This is a genomic window from Aquabacter sp. DMC10, from assembly GCF_056314145.1.
This window is the reverse complement of the sequence record NZ_JBQUYX010000002.1, coordinates 181525-198790: the sequence shown is the minus strand read 5'-3', so window position 1 is coordinate 198790 and position 17266 is coordinate 181525. Positions and strand designations below refer to the sequence as shown.

The window sequence follows — 17266 nt, the reverse complement described above, 5'->3', positions numbered from 1 at the left end:
GTCCCGCAGCTCCAGGCGCACAACCATGAAGTGGACCACCTGATCTTTAGCTTAAGCCAGGCAGTCCCCGCATTCCTTGATGCAGATCACAGGCCGTCTTCGGCCAGGTTCATCAAATACTTGCCGTAGCTGGACTTGATCTGGGCGCGGGCAATTTCGCGCAGCTGGTCGGCAGAGATGTAACCGGAGCGGAAGGCGATTTCCTCCGGCGCCGAAATCTTCAAACCCTGCCGCTTTTCAAGGATTTGCACGAACTGGCCGGCCTCGACGAGGCTGTCCGGCGTGCCAGTGTCCAGCCAGGCGAAGCCGCGGCCCATCATGCTGACCTTCAGCTCGCCCCGCTCGAGATAAGCCCGGTTCACATCGGTGATCTCGATTTCGCCGCGGGGTGAAGGTTGCAGATCCGCAGCAATTTCAACGACGCGATTGTCGTAGAAATACAACCCTGTGACCGCAAGGTTCGACTTGGGGTTGAGGGGCTTTTCTTCCAGCGAGAGCACCGTCCCGGTGGCGTCCACCTCCGCCACACCGTAGCGCTCAGGGTCAGTGACGGGGTATCCGAACACCGTTGCTCCCACCTCGCGGCTGGCGGCCTCCTCCAGCAGCTCCGGCAGTCCGTGGCCGAAGAAGAGGTTGTCGCCCAGGACTAGCGCAACCCGGTCGTCGCCGATGAAGTCCCGTCCGACAATGAAGGCGTCCGCGAGGCCGCGGGGCGTGTCCTGGATGGCATAGCTGATGGAGATGCCGAACTGGCTCCCGTCCTTCAGCAGCTTCTGGAACAGGGCATTGTCGTGAGGGGTGGTGATGACCAGGATGTCCCGGATGCCCGCCATCATGAGAGTGGCGAGGGGATAATAGATCATCGGCTTGTCGTAGACGGGCAGCAGCTGCTTCGACACGACCAGCGTGATGGGATGAAGACGGGTGCCCGACCCGCCGGCGAGGATAATGCCCTTCACGGTGCCTCCGTTGGCGCTGGGGCGAGCAGGCGGTCGACGACCTCGGCGACCCGGGTTTCCCACGGAGCCGCGCGGAAGCGGAAGGTCCGCTCGAACAGGCTGGAATCAAGTTCGGAATTGGCCGGCCTTTGAGCCGGGGTGGGATAGTCGGCGGTGGTGATGGGCGCCACTTCCGGCGTGCGACCCGTGTGGCGGGCCGCCTGGCGGATGATCTCGCTGGCAAAACCGTGCCAGGTGGTGGCACCGGTGCCGGCTAGATTATAGGTGCCCCAGCGCGCCGTCCCCCCGGCGGCGGCCTCGGCGGCGGCCATCAGGCCTTCGGCGATGTCGCGCGTGGCGGTGGGGCAGCCCTTCTGGTCGGCGACAATGGTCAGCCGGTCGCGGTCGCCGGCGAGGCGCAGCATGGTCTTCAGGAAATTGGCGCCATAAATGCCATAGACCCAGGAGGTCCGCAGGATCAGATGGCGCTCGGTGGCGGCGCGCACCGCCGCCTCGCCGGCTGCCTTGGTGCGTCCATAGACGCCCAGCGGCTTGATGGGATCGCTCTCCACATAGGCGCCCACTTTGGTGCCGTCGAACACATAGTCGGTGGAGATGTGGATCACCGGAATGCGATAGCGGTCGCAGCGCTCCGCGATCAGGCCGGGGGCCATGGCATTGGCGCGGGCGGCCAGCTCCGGTTCCTTCTCGGCCTTGTCCACCGCCGTATAGGCGGCGGCATTGATGACCACGTCGGGCCGGCGCGCCTCAAGAGCACGGGCGACCGCGGCGGGGTCGGCAATGTCGACGGCCGCCCGGTCGAGGGCGGCAAGGTCAATGCCGCGCTCGGCGGCAAGCGCCTGGGTTTCCCGGCCCACCTGGCCGTTGGCGCCAAACAGGAGGACGCGCATCAGGAGGCGAGCCCCAGGCGCTGGCCGGCATAATTGGACCGCAGCGGCGCCCACCAGGCCTCATTGGCCAGATACCATTCGATGGTCTTGCGCAGGCCGGTCTCGAAGGTCTCGCGCGGGCTCCAGCCGAGCTCCGTGTTCAGCTTGGTGAAGTCGATGGCATAGCGCGCATCGTGGCCCGGCCGGTCGGTGACAAAGCGGATCAGGCCCTCGCGCGGGCCGATCTTCGCGTCGGGGCGGATGTCGTCCAGGATGGCGCAGATGGTGCGCACCACGTCAATGTTCCGCCGCTCGCTGGCGCCGCCCACATTATAGCTCTCGCCCAGCCGCCCGGTGGTGGCGATGAGATAGAGCGCCTCGGCGTGATCCTCCACGAACAGCCAGTCGCGCACATTCTCACCTGTGCCGTAGACCGGCAGGGGCGCGCCTTCCAGCGCGTTGAGAATGACGAGGGGGATCAGCTTTTCGGGGAAATGGTAGGGGCCGTAATTGTTCGAGCAGTTCGACATCACGGTGGGCAGGCCATAGGTGTGGTGCCACGCACGCACCAGATGGTCCGAGCCCGCCTTGGAGGCCGAATAGGGCGAATTGGGCTGGTAGGGCGTGTCCTCACGGAACAGGCCCTCGGCGCCCAGCGTGCCGAACACTTCGTCGGTGGAGATGTGGTGGAAGCGGAAGGCTGCCTGCGCGTCCGCGGTCAGCCCGCGCCAGTAGCGCAGGGCTTCCTGAAGCATGGTATAGGTGCCGACAATGTTGGTCTCGATGAAGGCTGCCGGACCGTCAATGGACCGGTCCACATGGGACTCGGCCGCCAGGTGCATGATGAGGTCCGGCTTGAAGCCGTCGATGGCCCCGCGCACCGCCTCGGCGTCGCAGATATCGCCGCGCACGAAGCTGTAGCGCGGATTGTCCTGGACCGGACCCAGCGAGGCCAGATTGCCCGCATAGGTCAGCTTGTCGAAGTTCAGGACGTGTGCGCCGAGACCGATGAGGTGGCGGACCACGGCCGAGCCGATGAAGCCCGCGCCGCCGGTGACGAGGATGCGTTGTGCCATGTGTGCCCCGTTTTCCCTGTCACGCGTAGACGAATGGGCTGTCGAAGTCCTTCAGGCGCGGCAGCACCCGGTCCTTGTCGGACAGGATGGCCTCAGCCACGGGCCAGGTGATCGCGAGATCGGGGTCATCCCAGACGATGCCGCCTTCGCATTCCTTCGAATAGGAGCCGTCCACCTTGTAGAGGACCTTGGTGTTGGGCACCAAGGTGCAGAAGGCATGGGCAAAGCCGCGCGGCACGAACAGCTGCTCCCGCCCTTCCGCGGTCAGCTTGGCGCCGGCCCATTTGCCATAGGTGGGAGAGCCCTTGCGGATGTCCACCGCCACGTCGAACACCTCGCCCTGCACCACGCGCACCAGCTTGGCCTGGGCGTGGGGCGGCACCTGGAAGTGCAGGCCGCGAATGGTGCCGATGGGCTCGGAGAGGGACTCGTTGTCCTGGATGAAGTCGCAGTCGATGCCGTTCGCCGCATACCGCGCCTTGACGTAGGTCTCGCTGAAATAACCCCGAGGATCGTTGAAGCGGGGGGGCGTAACGAGGATGACCTCGGGTATGTCCAGGCGCGTGAAGACCGTCATGTGCGCAGCAAAAGCCCCCAGATTGACCGCTGAAAAAGCGCGCGGACGTTAGCCCTCGGGGGGCTTAAGGTCAATTGCACGAACGCCGCAAGACCAATTTGTGTTGCGGTGCGGTACGCCCATCGCGCCGCTTCCGTTTTTGTGTGGTGCGGTATTAAGGTGGGTGTGGTTCAGCCAGCCGCTCGGGTCGGGCTCCTCCCTGTGCCCCAGCGGCCGTCCCCGTCGCGCCGGGCGCTGTCAGGACCGGTGATAAATGTCCTCGAGGCGCACGATGTCGTCCTCGCCCAGATAGGAGCCGGTCTGCACCTCGATCAGTTCGAGCGGGATGCGGCCGGGATTGGCCAGCCGGTGCACGGCCCCGAGGGGAATATAGGTGGATTGGTTCTCGTGAACGGTGGAGACCTTGTCATCCACCGTCACCTCGGCGGTGCCATGCACCACCACCCAATGTTCCGAGCGATGATGGTGCTTCTGGAGCGAGAGCTTGGCACCGGGCTCCACCACGATCTTCTTCACGTGGAATCGGTCGCCCCGGCAGATGGTCTGGTAGGTGCCCCAGGGCCGATGCACCTTCAGGTGCTCGTCGGCGGCATTGTGCTTGGCCGCCTTCAGCGTGGCGACCATGGCCTTCACATCCTGGCTCCGGTCGGACGGCATGATGAGGACGGCATCCTCGGTCGCCACCACGGAGAGGTGGTCGAGCCCGATGCCCGCCACCAGCGGGCCTTCCGAGCGCACATAGGAATTGTGGCTGTCGATGAGCTCGACGGCGCCAACCGTCACGTTGCCGCCGGCATCCTGGTCGCCGATTTCCCGCAGCGCATCCCAGGAGCCGATGTCGGACCAGCCGAAGTCACCGGCCACCACCGCGGCGTGACGGGTCCGCTCCAGGACGGCAAAATCGATGGACTTGGCCGGGGCGCCCATGAAGGCCTCCGGCTCCAGGCGCACGAAGCCCAGATCCTCCCGCGCGCCCTCGGCGGCGGCCAGAGCGGCGGCGGTCAGTGCCGGCTCGAAGGCCTCCGCCTCGGCAATCATGAGACCGGCCGGGAAGAGGAAATTGCCGGAGTTCCACAAATAGCCGTCGGCCAGATAGCGTTCGGCGGTGGCGCGGTCCGGCTTCTCCACAAAGGCGGCCACGTCCTGGCCGCCCTGCGGGAGCGGGGCGCCGGGGCGGATATAGCCATAGCTGGTGCGCGGGCTGTCGGGCGTGATGCCGAAGGTGACGATGCGCCCGCTGGCGGCCAGATCGGCCGCCACGTCCACAGCAGCCCGGAAGGCCTCGGGCTTGGTCACCACATGGTCGGCGGCAAGCGCCAGGATCAGCGCGTCCGGCCCATACATCTTGCGCACCACCGCTGCGGCAGCAATCAGGGCGGGGGCGCTGTCGCGGCGGGCAGGTTCCAGCACGACGGTGGCGTCAATGCCGATCTCGCTCGCCTGCCGGCGGGCGAAGAAGCGGAAATCATCGGAGGTGATGACCACCGGCGCGGTGAAGCGCACGCCCGGCGGCACGCGCAGAAGCGTGTCCTGATACATGGTGTGGTCGCCGGCCAGCGCCAGGAACTGCTTGGGCAAGGTGTTGCGGGACAGGGGCCACAGCCGTGTGCCCGCGCCGCCGGCGAGAACCATCGGGATGATCTTCTGTCCGGCGTCCATCGTCACGTCCATCCGCTTCACCAACGCTGTCGGCCTAGTGGCACAACTCGCCCCCCGGGTCCAGGGAAGCCCGGGCGCGGCCATGGGGTGACCGGCCTTGCAAAAGAAGGGATTGCGCCCGCCCGGAGCACCGCTCACACTCCCCTTGCATAAAAAATAGACCTGAAAAACCGGGTCTGGGATTGGAAACGAAGGGGTGGGTTACATGTTGGCTCTGTTGGTGATTATCGCCTGCGGCCTCTTCGCCGTTGGCTATGGTGTATGGGCCGGCCGTGAGGTCATGGCCGCCGATCCCGGGTCCCCGCGCATGCAGGAGATCGCCGGGGCCATTGCCGAGGGTGCGCAGGCCTATCTGCGGCGGCAATATCTGACCATCGGCCTTGTCGGCCTTGTCATTTTCGTTGCGGTTGGCCTGTTCCTCGGCTGGCTGGTGGCCATTGGATTTGCGGTGGGCGCGGTCCTGTCGGGCCTGGCTGGCTTCATCGGCATGAACGTGTCCGTGCGGGCCAATGTGCGCACAGCCCAGGCAGCGACGCGCTCCCTTGCGGGGGGGCTGGACATTGCCTTCAAGGCAGGCGCGGTGACCGGCCTCCTGGTGGCGGGCCTCGCGCTTCTTGGGGTTGCGGTCTATTTCGCCATCCTCACCCACGGCATCGGCCTTGCGCCCGGCAGCCGCACGGTGGTGGACGCCCTCGTCGCACTCGGCTTCGGGGCCTCCCTCATTTCCATCTTCGCGCGTCTCGGCGGCGGCATCTTCACCAAAGGTGCGGACGTGGGCGGCGATCTCGTGGGCAAGGTGGAGGCGGGCATCCCCGAGGATGACCCCCGCAATCCCGCCACCATCGCCGACAATGTGGGCGACAATGTCGGCGATTGCGCCGGCATGGCCGCCGACCTGTTCGAGACCTATGCGGTGACGGTGGTCGCCACCATGGTGCTGGCGGTGATCTTCTTCGCCGGCAATGCGGCGACGCTGAACGCCATGCTGCTCTATCCGCTGGCCATTGGCGGCGTCTGCATCCTCACCTCCATCGCCGGCACCTTCTTTGTGCGGCTGGGGCCCACCTCCTCCATCATGGGGGCGCTCTATAAGGGCTTTGCGGCCTCCGCCGGCTTGTCGGTGATCGCGCTGGCCCTCGTTACCTGGCTGCTGCCGGGATTTGGCCTGCTGCCCGGCTCCACCATCACCGGCACACAGCTCTTCCTGTCCGGCGTGGTGGGCCTGGCGGTCACCGGCGCCATCGTCGTCATCACCGAATATTATACGGGCACGGGCTATCGCCCGGTGGTCTCCATCGCCCAGGCCTCGGTGACCGGGCACGGCACCAACATCATCCAGGGCCTGGCGGTATCTCTGGAATCCACTGCCCTGCCGACCTTGGTCATCATTGCGGGCATTCTGGCCGCCTATGGCCTTGCGGGCCTGTTCGGCATTGCCATTGCGGCGACCACCATGCTGGCCCTGGCGGGCATGGTGGTGGCGCTCGACGCCTTCGGGCCGGTCACCGACAATGCGGGCGGCATCGCCGAGATGGCGGGCCTGCCGGCGGAGGTGCGCCATTCCACCGATGCGCTGGATGCGGTGGGCAATACCACCAAGGCGGTCACCAAGGGCTATGCCATCGGCTCGGCGGGCCTCGGCGCACTCGTCCTGTTCGCGGCCTATAACCAGGATCTGAAATATTTCATCGCCCAGGCGGGGCAGGGGACCTATTTCTCCGGCGTTACCCCCAATTTCTCGCTGGAGAACCCCTATGTGGTGGTGGGGCTGCTGTTCGGCGGCCTTCTTCCCTTCCTGTTTGCCGCCATGGGCATGACGGCGGTGGGTCGGGCGGCCGGCGCGATCGTGGAAGAGGTCCGGCGCCAGTTCCGCGAGAAGCCGGGCATCATGGCCGGCACCGAGAAGCCCGATTATTCCCGCGCCGTGGACATGCTCACCAAGGCGGCCATCAAGGAGATGATTATCCCCTCCCTGTTGCCGGTGCTCTCGCCCATCGTCTGCTATTACGTCATCTATCTGGTGGCGGGCGGCGGGGTGGCCGGCAAATCGGCCGCCTTCTCAGCGGTGGGGGCGATGCTGCTCGGCGTCATCGTCACCGGCCTGTTCGTCGCCATCTCCATGACCTCGGGTGGCGGTGCCTGGGACAATGCCAAGAAGTCGTTCGAGGACGGCTTCGTGGATAAGGACGGGGTGCGCCACTACAAGGGCTCGGACGCCCATAAGGCCTCGGTGACCGGCGACACCGTGGGCGATCCCTACAAGGACACCGCGGGCCCCGCGGTCAATCCCATGATCAAGATCACCAACATCGTCGCCCTGCTGCTGCTGGCGGTGCTGGGGCATTGACCAAGGCCCCGGGGCGCCTTCATCGGCGCCCCGGTGCCTTACCATAGGGGATCAATCCACGCTGACCCAGTGTGCGCCCGCCGGCGCGCCGGTCATCAGGAGGCGGTCGCCTTGGGGCGTTGCATCCACGGCCACGCCGTCCATGCGGACCGTGCCGGACGGGCAGGGGAGGGAAAGGACGACCGGCATGGCGGCTGGGCTGTCATAGGTCAGATGAAAGCCGCTGCCGTCCCTGCGCCAGCTCACGTTCACCAGGCCCTGTGGGGTGGGCATGCGAACTGTGCAGGTCCTCAGGGGACCGGGCTGCGGGGCAATCAAGGCAGAGCCCCAGCCGTGCCGATGAGGGCGGATGCCGCCCACGAAGCGCGGCAGGATGTTGGCGGGAGCGGATCCCCAAGCGTGGTTCCAGTCCTGGTTCGGCTTGTAGGCGTGATCCCAGGCTTCCCAGGTCAGGGTCGCGCCACGCTCGACCATGTGACGCCAGGAGCGGTCCCCCGGTGCCGTGATGAGGGCCAGGCCCTCGCGCTCGCGCCCGTTCTTGAACAGGGCCTCAAGCAGATACTGGGCGGCATAGACCGAACAGGCCATGCCCTTGCCGACCAGGAAGTCGAGCATGGGCACGCGCCGCTCGGGGGAAATCAGATCGAATGCGACCGCAAACAGGGTGGCGTGGAAGGAACAATGTGGCGTGCTCGCCCCATCGCGCACCAGACCGCTGCCGGGATCCACGAAGGTCCGTCGGAACAGGCGGATCTTTCGCCGGATCTCCTCCTCATAGCTTGCGACTTCCTCCCGCCGCTTCAGCGCCCCCGCGAGATGTCGCATGAGCTTCAGCGATTGGATGTGAAAGGCGTTGACCACGGAATTCTCTGGTGTGAAGACGAAGCCATCCCGCTCGCCGCGCGGCCAGTCCACCAAGTCGCCCTTCAAGTGCTTCGGGTCGGTGGTGATGAGGCCGTCGGCGCGTTCGCGCGCGCGGAGCAGCTTGCCCTTCATGGCCTCGTAGCGGCCTGCCAGCCATGCCTTGTCGGCGCTGCGCATCCATTCCTCATGGACCATGAAGACCAGATGGGACGCCCATTCCGTCGGCCAGGTGGGAGCGTCGATCAGATGGTCGATGGTCGCCCGGGCGATGGTGGGGTCAGGGTCGCAGCAATAATGGCTCAACTGGTTGATATAGGCATCGGCTTCGTAGGGGATCCGCTCCCGGTCGCCATCCACATAAAGGCCGCAGAAGGTGGTCGCCTTGATGGTGTAGCGGCACAAATCCCAGATCGCATTGAGCATGGGATCGTCGCACTGGAAGGTGGCGGCCTCGTCCAGCCAAGAGGCGGCGAAACGCGCGAGGCGGACCGCCTGGTGGACGCCGAACGGCACGCCTTCCGGCCATCCCTCGATCTCCACCCATCGGAACGGCAGGATCACCCCCCAATCCGCAGGCGTCAGGATGGCGGGCGGCTGCAGGTGCCGGCCAATCGGCTCGGGCTCCACACGGACCGGGCCAGGAGAGTGGGCGGGCAGGTCTACTCTTGCATAGCGCACGGAGCCCGACGGTGAGCGGTTAATACGCCCCTCTCTCAGGTCTTCTCCGAAATGAAGCGTCAGGCCGGGGCTGCCGGGGTGCCCGAGTTCCAGGTTGCCGAAGGCCACCCGACCAAAATCCAAGAGGAACGTACCGTCCGGCAGCCGTGCCATGGCGACGGGCGGCTGGCGAAAAAGGCCAATCTGGCCCGCTCCCGCGCCGGGCGGACTGGACTTTGTCATGGGGCCAATGTCCCCCTGGAACCGGACACGCCGAGGCGGCGAGCGCCGTTTGCAGTGCAGCAGGGACGATAGGTGGCGCCACAGCGTCATGCAACCACCGGCTGGCACGGCCGGGTTGCAAGGCTGACCTGTGGCGGAAGCGGTGCCTCGCCCTTCCTTTGCGTGGCGTGATCGTGTAGGAGAGCGCCCGACTTCTTGCCTTGATCCGCCCCCCTTGGGGCGAAGACGATGGAACCATGCAGACTGTCCTGATCGTCATTCACCTCATGGTGGTCCTCGCCTTGATCGGCGTGGTGCTGATTCAGCGCTCCGAAGGGGGCGGGCTCGGCATCGGCGGCGGCGGGGGCGGCGGGGGCGGCTTCTTCACCGCGCGCGGCACGGCCAATGTGCTCACGCGGGCCACGGCGATTCTCGCGGCCCTGTTCTTCATCACCTCCATCTCGCTGACCATCCTGGCCGGCTGGGGGCGCACGCCGCCCGCCATCCTCAATCAGACGGCGCCGACCGGTCCGTCTGCCCCGCAGAGCGGTGGCTCGATTCTCGACCAGATCCGTCCGCAGGCGCCCGCGTCCTCGACACCGGCTCCGGCCGCTCCGGCCCCCACGGGTCCGCAGGTTCCCAAGTCGCAGTGATCTAAGTCGCAGTGATCTAAGTCGCAGTGACCCCGGTCGCTGCGATCGCATCGCAGCGATCCTGTCGCAGGTTTTTCGTTTCGCTCTTCACGCGCCGCGGTTCGCTGCGGCGTCACGTTTTCCCCAGGCGGGGCGAGGGCGTGCAGGCCATCGCCCTCGCCGAATCGCGTTTGCGCGGAGTAGAGTAGAAGCCCATGGCGCGCTATATCTTCATCACCGGCGGCGTCGTGTCCTCCCTGGGCAAGGGCCTCGCCTCCGCAGCTTTGGGCGCGCTTCTCCAGGCGCGCGGCTACACTGTCCGGCTCCGCAAGCTGGACCCCTATCTGAACGTCGATCCGGGCACCATGAGCCCGTATCAGCATGGCGAAGTGTTCGTCACCGACGATGGCGCCGAGACCGATCTGGATCTTGGCCATTACGAGCGCTTCACCGGCCGCCCCGCCACCAAGCGGGACAACATCACCACCGGCAAGATCTACCAGGACATCATCACCAAGGAGCGGCGCGGCGACTATCTCGGCGCCACCGTCCAGGTGATCCCCCACGTCACCAATGCCATCAAGGAATTCGTCCTGGAGGGCAACGAGGCCTATGACTTCGTGCTGGTGGAAGTGGGCGGCACGGTGGGCGACATTGAGGGCCTGCCCTTCTTCGAGGCCACCCGCCAACTGAAGAACGAGCTGCCGCGCAACCATTCCATTTTCATCCATCTCACCCTGCTGCCCTTCATCCCCTCCGCTGGCGAGTTGAAGACCAAGCCGACCCAGCATTCGGTGAAGGAGCTGCGCTCCATCGGCATCCAGCCCGACATCCTCTTGTGCCGCACCGACCGTCCGGTGCCCCGCGAGGAGCGCCGCAAGCTCTCGCTGTTCTGCAATGTGCGGGAGAGCGCGGTGATCGAGGCGCGGGACGTGGACAACATCTATGCCGTGCCCGCCGCCTATCACGCCGAAGGGCTGGACACGGAAGTGCTGGCCGCCTTCGGCATCGAGCCGGCCCCCGCGCCGAACCTCAAGCGCTGGTCGGTGATCGAGGACCGGGTGCGCAATCCCGAGGGCGAGGTCACCATCGCGGTGGTGGGCAAATATACCGGCCTCAAGGACGCCTATAAGTCGCTCATCGAGGCGCTGGCCCATGGCGGCATCGCCAACAAGGTGAAGGTGAACCTCGACTGGATCGAGAGCGAGACCTTCGAGCGCGAGGACCCCGCGCCCTTCCTCGACCATGTGCATGGCATCCTGGTGCCCGGCGGTTTCGGCCAGCGCGGCGCCGAGGGCAAGATCCGCGCGGCCCAGTTCGCCCGCGAGCGGGCCGTGCCCTATTTCGGTATCTGCTTCGGCATGCAGATGGCGGTGATCGAAGCGGCGCGCAATCTTGCCGGCGTCACCAAGGCCAATTCCACCGAGTTCGGCGAGACCTCCGAGCCGGTGGTGGGCCTGCTCACCGAATGGCTGAAGGGCAACGAGCTGGAGCGCCGCAACGCCGCAGGCGACCTTGGCGGCACCATGCGCCTCGGCGCCTATGAGGCGCGCCTAGCGGACGAGAGCCGGGTGGCCTCCATCTATGGCTCCACCGACATCTTCGAGCGCCACCGCCACCGCTACGAAGTGAACACTGCCTACAAGGATCGCCTGGAGGAGTGCGGCCTGCGCTTCTCCGGCATGTCGCCCGACGGGCTGCTGCCGGAAATCGTTGAGTATGCCGACCATCCCTGGTTCATCGGCGTGCAGTTCCATCCTGAGTTGAAGTCCCGTCCCTTCGAGCCGCACCCGCTGTTCGCCTCCTTCATCCGGGCGGCCATGGTGCAGAGCCGGCTGGTCTGACGACGGGACGTCCCGGGGGGCGCTGGGGGCCTTCGGGCCCCGCGCCGCGGCGATTCGCAGGAGGCCGGGCCCGGCGGTCCGGCCTAGCTTGAGCTGCCGGCCGCTCAAAGGGGCCGGGGTCATTGGTTCCGCCCGTGTCGGGTTGCCCTTGCGTTGGCGGACGTGCCACAAGTCGGCACCGGAAAGACAGGGGGTTCCCATGCCACGCGGCCTCGACCATGTCGTCCATGTCGTGCGCGATCTCGATGCGGCGGGGGAGGTGTACGACCTGCTCGGCTTCACCGTCGGCCCGCGCAACCGCCACCCCTGGGGCACCCAGAACCGCATCATCCAGACCGACGGCTTCTTCCTGGAGCTGTTGGAGATTTCCGAGCCCGACAAGATCACCGAGGGCGACAGCGGCCATTTCTCCTTCGGCGCCTTCAACCGCGATTTCCTGGCGCGCAACGGGCAGGGCCTGTCCATGCTGGTGACCGAGGGCAAGGACCCGGCGGCCGAGAAGGCTGCGTTCGATGCGGCGGGAGTGGGCGGATTCGATCTGTTCGACTTCTCCCGCCTCGCCCGCCGTCCCGATGGCGGCGACGTGGAAGTGGGCTTTTCCCTGGCCTTTGCCCGCGACGAAGCCGCCCCCAACACGGGCTTCTTCACCTGCACCCAGCACAAGCCGGAGAATTTCTGGAACCCGCAATTGCAGCGCCATACAAATGGCGTCACGCAGGTGGCGGGGGTGGTGCTGGTGGCCGAGCGCCCCATCGATCATGTCAGCTTCATTGACACCTTCTGCGGGGTGACCCCGCGCCGGGCGACGGACGCCTGGTATGTGGCAAAGACCCCTCGCGGTGACATCGACCTCATGACCCGCGCCACCTTCTGCGAGCGATTCGGCACCACCGCGCCGGAGGGCGAGGACCTGCGCCTGGCGGCGGTCCGCTTCACATCGGTCGGGGCGGCGAGCATGCGGCGGGGCCTTGCGGCCCGCAAGATGATCGAGGAAGCCATGGAGGGCATGCTGGTTGCGCCCCCCCGCGCCATCATGGGCGCCGCCATCGTGCTGGAACTGGAATAGCGGCGCACCGCAACCGGGCCTGCAGGGGCGCCGGGCCGGGGAAGATGAGGGACACGTGAAGGCGACCATCGCAGTACCCGCCACCCGCCGCAAAGCGGCGCCTCAAGCTGGCCTCGGCTTTGAGCTGGAAGCCGCGCGATATGCGGCCGGATTCAGGCCGATCGCCGGGGCGGATGAGGCCGGGCGGGGGCCGCTTGCAGGACCGGTCGTGGCCGCCGCCGTGATCCTCGATCCCCAGCGCGTGCCGCGCGGCCTCGACGATTCCAAGAAGCTGACCGCCGCCCGGCGGGAAGCCCTGTTTGCGGAGATCTGTGCCACGGCGGAGGTCGCCGTCTCCCTGGCGCCGCCGGCGCGGATCGACCGGGACAATATCCGCCAGGCGTGCCTGTGGGCGCTGTCGAGCGCCGTGCGCAGCCTGCCGCGCGCGCCGGCTCTGGTGTTCGTGGACGGCAACGACCCGCCGCCCGTCTCCTGCGCCCTGGAAATGGTGGTGGGCGGCGACGGCCTCATCGCTTCCATCGCGGCGGCCTCCATCGTGGCCAAGGTCACGCGCGACCGGCTGATGGCGGGGCTGGGCTCGGCCTTCCCGGCCTATGGCTTCGAGCGGCACATGGGCTATGGCACCCGCGCCCATGGGGACGCCCTGCGCACCCACGGCCCCTGCCGCCACCACCGCGCCACCTTCGCCCCCGTGCGCGAGCAGCAATTGGCGCTGTTCGGCGAGGACGCCTGAGGCGCCTCAGGCGGCGCCCGAGGCGACGAAATGGGGATTGCGGCAGGTGGGCTTTCCGTAGCAGAGGTCCTCGCCCGCAAAGGTCTTCACGCTGCCCCCCGCGGCTTTCAGCACCGCATGGCCGGCGGCGATGTCCCACTCCATGGTGGGGCCGAAGCGCGGATAGAGGTCGGCCACGCCCCGCGCCACCAGGCACAGCTTCAGCGAGGACCCGGCGGCCCGGAACTCCGCCACCTTCCGGCCGTTGAGGAATTCCGCCATGGCCTGGGCATCCCCATGGGAGCGCGAGCCCACCACCACCAGCCCCTCCGGCGGCACGGGGCGCACATGGATGGGCCGCGTGCCGTCCTTGTCGGCGAAGAAGGCGGCGTCCGCCGCCCCCCAATAGGTCTCGCCCAAGGCCGGCGCCGCCACGATGCCCAACACCGGGATGCCCTGGTCGATCAGGGCGATGTTGACCGTGAACTCGCCATTGCCGGACAGGAACTCCTTGGTGCCATCCAGAGGATCCACCAGCCAGAAGCGGCTGCCCACCACGGTGGGGCTGAGGCCCTTGGAGGCTTCTTCCTCCGAGATGACGGGAATGTCCGGCGTCAGGGTGCGCAGATGGGGCAGGATGATCGCCTCGGCGGCCTCGTCCGCCTGGGTAACGGGGCTGCCATCGTCCTTGGTGCGGGCCTCCGCCGCGCCATAGAAGGCCAGCGTGGCCCGTCCCGCCTCTTCCGCCACCGGCCGCAGCGCCGTGAGCAATGCCTTCAGCCTGGCCCCGTCCATCATCTCTCCCCGCCGCGCAGCAGCCCTCGGGCCTCCAGCGCGGCGATGATCTCCTCCGCCGCTGCCTCTGGGGCAAGGGACGCGCTGAGGATATGAATGTCTGGATTCTCCGGCGCTTCATAGGGGCTCGAGATGCCGGTGAAATTGGCGATCTCGCCGCGCCGGGCCTTCTTGTAGAGCCCCTTGGGATCGCGGTCCTCCACCACCGAGAGGGGGGCATCCACGAACACTTCCAGGAACTGCCCCACCGGCAGGAGATCCCGGGCCATCTGCCGCTCGGCCCGAAAGGGGGAGATGAAGGAGACGAGCACGATGAGGCCCGCATCCGTCATCAGCCGCGCCACCTCGCCCACCCGGCGGATATTTTCCACCCGGTCGCGCTCGGTGAAGCCGAGGTCGCGGTTGAGGCCATGGCGCACATTGTCGCCGTCCAGCATGTAAGTGTGCTTGTTGAGCGAGAAGAGCCGGCGCTCCACCAGATTGGCGATGGTGGACTTGCCCGCCCCCGACAGGCCGGTGAACCAGAGCACGAATGGCTTCTGGTCCTTCTGCGCGGCCCGGGCCGTGCGGTCCAGGTCCACCGCCTGCCAATGGATGTTCTGTGCCCGGCGCAGCGCGAAATGGATGAAGCCAGCGGCCACCGTCTCATTGGTGAAACGGTCGATGAGGATGAAGCCGCCCGTGTCGCGGTTGTCCTGATAGGCATCGAACACCACCGGCTGGCTGACCGAGAGGTTGCACAGGCCAATTTCGTTCATCTCCAGCTGGCGCGCGGCGGTCTGCTCCAGCGTGTTCACATTCACCTTGTGCTTCAGCGCCGTGATCGAGGCCGTCACCGTCTTGGCACCGATCTTCATGAGATAGGATCGGCCGGGCAGCAAGGCGGTCTCGTTCATCCACACGACGGTGGTCTCGAACTGGTCGGACACCTCCGCCGGATCATCCACGCCGGTGATGACATCGCCCCGGCTGCAATCGATCTCGTCGGCCAGGGTGAGGGTCACCGACTGGCCGGCGACGCCCACGGGCAGGTCGCCATCCAGATAGACCCGCGTGACCGTGCTCTGGCGGCCGGACGGCATCACCCGCACCACATCGCCCGGCGCCACCGTGCCGGTGGCGATCAGGCCGGAAAAGCCGCGGAAATCCTGGCTCGGCCGGTTCACCCATTGGACCGGCATGCGGAAGGAGGCCGAGCGGGTGTCCGTGACCGTCTCCACGTCCTCCAGATGGGCCATGAGGGTGGGCCCCTCATACCAGGGGGTGTTTCCGCTCTTCTGCGTGATGTTGTCCCCCGCCAGGGCGGAGATGGGAATGGCGGTGATGTCCGCGATGCCCAGGCGGCTGGCAAAGCCCGTGTAGTCGGCGAGGATCTGATTGAACACGTCCTGGCTGTAATTCACCAGGTCCATCTTGTTGATGGCCAGCACCACATGGCGGATGCCCACCAGCGAGGCGAGATAGGAATGGCGCCGGGTCTGGGTGAGCACCCCTCGCCGGGCATCGATGAGGATGACGGCGAGGTCGGCGGTGGAGGCGCCGGTGACCATGTTGCGGGTGTACTGCTCGTGGCCGGGCGTGTCGGCGACGATGAACTTGCGCTTGGCGGTGGAGAAGAAGCGATAGGCCACATCGATGGTGATGCCTTGCTCGCGCTCGGCGGCCAGCCCATCCACCAGGAGGGCGAAGTCGATGTTCTGGCCTTGCGTCCCCATGCGCCGGGAATCGGCCTCCAGCGCCGCCAGCTGATCCTCGAAGATCATCTTGCTGTCATAGAGCAGCCGGCCGATGAGGGTGGACTTGCCGTCATCCACCGAGCCGCAGGTGATGAAGCGCAGGAGGCTCTTGTGCTCATGCTGGCGCAGATAGGCGTCCACATCGGTGGCAAGCAGGTCCGCCTGCTGGTCCTGGTAGGCGACGTGGGCCATCAGAAATACCCTTCCTGCTTCTTCTTCTCCATGCTGGCGGCGCTGTCATGGTCGATGGCGCGTCCCTGCCGCTCGGAGGTGGTGGTCAGCAGCATCTCCTGGATCACCTCCGGCAAGGTGCGTGCCGTGCTCTCCACCGCCCCGGACAGCGGGTAGCAGCCGAGCGTGCGGAAGCGGATGGACTTCATCTGCGGGGTCTGGCCCTGCGGGATGCGCATGCGCTCGTCATCCACCATGATGGTCAGGCCGTTATAGGAGACCACCGGCCGCTCGGCGGCGAAATAGAGCGGCACGATGGGGATGTTCTCCTTGTAGATATATTGCCAGATGTCCAGCTCGGTCCAATTGGACAAAGGGAAGACACGGATGGTCTCGCCCTTGTTCTTGCGGGCATTATAAAGATGCCACAGTTCGGGCCGCTGCTGCTTGGGGTCCCAGCGATGGCCGGGGGAGCGGAAGGAGAAGATGCGCTCCTTGGCGCGGCTCTTCTCTTCGTCCCGCCGCGCCCCGCCGAAGGCGACGTCGAAGCCGTAATGATCGAGGGCCGCCTTCAGCGCCTCGGTCTTCATCACATCCGTATAGAGGCCGCCATGGTCGAACGGGTTGATGCCGCGGGCGAGGCCGTCGTGGTTGATCCATTCGAGCAGCTCGAAACCCAGGTCCCGCGCCCGCTGGTCGCGGAAGGAGATCATCTCCCGGAACTTCCAGGTGGTGTTCACGTGCAGGAGCGGGAAGGGCGGCGTGCCCGGCGCAAACGCCTTCATGGCCAGGTGCAGCATCACCGCGCTGTCCTTGCCCACGGAATAAAGCATGACCGGCTTTTCCGCCTCGGCCGCCACCTCCCGCATGATGTGGATGCTCTCGGCCTCCAGCCGCTGGAGGTGGGTAAGGTCCGGGACCATCCGGGGGGGCGTGGGAAGGCGGGTCAGCATGGGGTGTTCCGAGGGGCCTGTCTGAAAAGGTCTGATCTCAATCGAGCGTGTCTCAGCATGCAGGGCGCGCCGCCGCGCGTCTGATCCTAAACGCCAGCCGCCTCGTCCGCACCCTCAAGGCCGCCCG

Annotated in this window: 14 protein-coding genes; 5 read left to right on the top strand and 9 right to left on the bottom strand. The window is 66.6% G+C overall.

Translation table 11 applies throughout. The annotated features are described in order from the left end of the window. Positions 1-86 precede the first annotated feature (86 nt). From rfbA to ACT54L_RS05675, 5 genes are all read right to left on the bottom strand, one after another. Positions 87-959, bottom strand: coding sequence for a glucose-1-phosphate thymidylyltransferase RfbA (gene rfbA, locus ACT54L_RS05695; RefSeq protein ID WP_476084583.1), 873 nt, complete (start codon positions 957-959; stop codon positions 87-89). Continuing rightward, positions 956-1852 carry a dTDP-4-dehydrorhamnose reductase gene (gene rfbD / locus ACT54L_RS05690; RefSeq protein WP_476085162.1) on the bottom strand — a complete coding sequence of 299 codons (897 nt, stop codon included), beginning with the start codon at positions 1850-1852 and terminating at the stop codon, positions 956-958. Before rfbD ends, rfbA begins: the two co-directional genes overlap by 4 nt. After that, positions 1849-2904, bottom strand: a complete 1056-nt coding sequence (rfbB, locus tag ACT54L_RS05685) for a dTDP-glucose 4,6-dehydratase (RefSeq protein WP_476084582.1) — start codon at positions 2902-2904, stop codon at positions 1849-1851. Before rfbB ends, rfbD begins: the two co-directional genes overlap by 4 nt. A 19-nt stretch (positions 2905-2923) precedes the next feature. Further along, a complete protein-coding gene (rfbC, locus tag ACT54L_RS05680; RefSeq protein ID WP_476084581.1) occupies positions 2924-3481 on the bottom strand; it encodes a dTDP-4-dehydrorhamnose 3,5-epimerase in 558 nt (185 codons plus the stop codon). Between the two features lie 237 nt (positions 3482-3718). After that, positions 3719-5140, bottom strand: coding sequence for a mannose-1-phosphate guanylyltransferase/mannose-6-phosphate isomerase (locus ACT54L_RS05675; protein WP_476084580.1), 1422 nt, complete (start codon positions 5138-5140; stop codon positions 3719-3721). 205 nt (positions 5141-5345) lie between these two features. Here ACT54L_RS05675 and ACT54L_RS05670 point away from each other — a divergent pair, with 205 nt between their 5' ends. After that, the gene (locus tag ACT54L_RS05670; RefSeq protein ID WP_476084579.1) at positions 5346-7487 is read left to right on the top strand and encodes a sodium-translocating pyrophosphatase; all 2142 of its coding nucleotides are present in this window, start codon (positions 5346-5348) and stop codon (positions 7485-7487) included. A gap of 51 nt (positions 7488-7538) precedes the next feature. On the opposite strand, the gene ACT54L_RS05665 is transcribed toward ACT54L_RS05670, so the two are convergent. Further along, positions 7539-9251 carry an alpha-L-rhamnosidase-related protein gene (locus tag ACT54L_RS05665; RefSeq protein ID WP_476084578.1) on the bottom strand — a complete coding sequence of 571 codons (1713 nt, stop codon included), beginning with the start codon at positions 9249-9251 and terminating at the stop codon, positions 7539-7541. 236 nt (positions 9252-9487) lie between these two features. Here ACT54L_RS05665 and secG point away from each other — a divergent pair, with 236 nt between their 5' ends. The 4 genes from secG to ACT54L_RS05645 all read left to right on the top strand — a co-directional run bounded on the left by secG (position 9488) and on the right by ACT54L_RS05645 (position 13505). Then, positions 9488-9883, top strand: a complete 396-nt coding sequence (secG, locus tag ACT54L_RS05660; RefSeq protein ID WP_476084577.1) for a preprotein translocase subunit SecG — start codon at positions 9488-9490, stop codon at positions 9881-9883. Positions 9884-10077: 194 nt separating this feature from the next. Next, positions 10078-11706: a CTP synthase gene (locus tag ACT54L_RS05655; RefSeq protein ID WP_476084576.1), complete on the top strand. Its 1629-nt coding sequence runs from the start codon at positions 10078-10080 to the stop codon at positions 11704-11706. 199 nt (positions 11707-11905) lie between these two features. Then, positions 11906-12772 carry a VOC family protein gene (locus tag ACT54L_RS05650; protein ID WP_476084575.1) on the top strand — a complete coding sequence of 289 codons (867 nt, stop codon included), beginning with the start codon at positions 11906-11908 and terminating at the stop codon, positions 12770-12772. Between the two features lie 55 nt (positions 12773-12827). After that, positions 12828-13505, top strand: coding sequence for a ribonuclease HII (locus ACT54L_RS05645; RefSeq protein WP_476084574.1), 678 nt, complete (start codon positions 12828-12830; stop codon positions 13503-13505). Positions 13506-13511: 6 nt separating this feature from the next. Here ACT54L_RS05645 and cysQ read toward each other — a convergent pair whose 3' ends face one another. From cysQ to cysD, 3 genes are read right to left on the bottom strand one after another with little or no spacing between them, the layout of a single operon-like run. Continuing rightward, positions 13512-14279 (bottom strand): 3'(2'),5'-bisphosphate nucleotidase CysQ, encoded by a 768-nt coding sequence (cysQ, locus tag ACT54L_RS05640; protein WP_476084573.1) that lies wholly within the window; start codon positions 14277-14279, stop codon positions 13512-13514. Next, entirely contained in the window at positions 14279-16207 is a 1929-nt protein-coding gene (gene cysN, locus ACT54L_RS05635; RefSeq protein WP_476084572.1) for a sulfate adenylyltransferase subunit CysN, read from the bottom strand. The genes cysQ and cysN overlap by 1 nt, the downstream gene beginning before the upstream one ends. After that, a complete protein-coding gene (gene cysD / locus ACT54L_RS05630; RefSeq protein WP_476084571.1) occupies positions 16207-17139 on the bottom strand; it encodes a sulfate adenylyltransferase subunit CysD in 933 nt (310 codons plus the stop codon). The genes cysN and cysD overlap by 1 nt, the downstream gene beginning before the upstream one ends. Between the last annotated feature and the right edge of the window lie 127 nt (positions 17140-17266).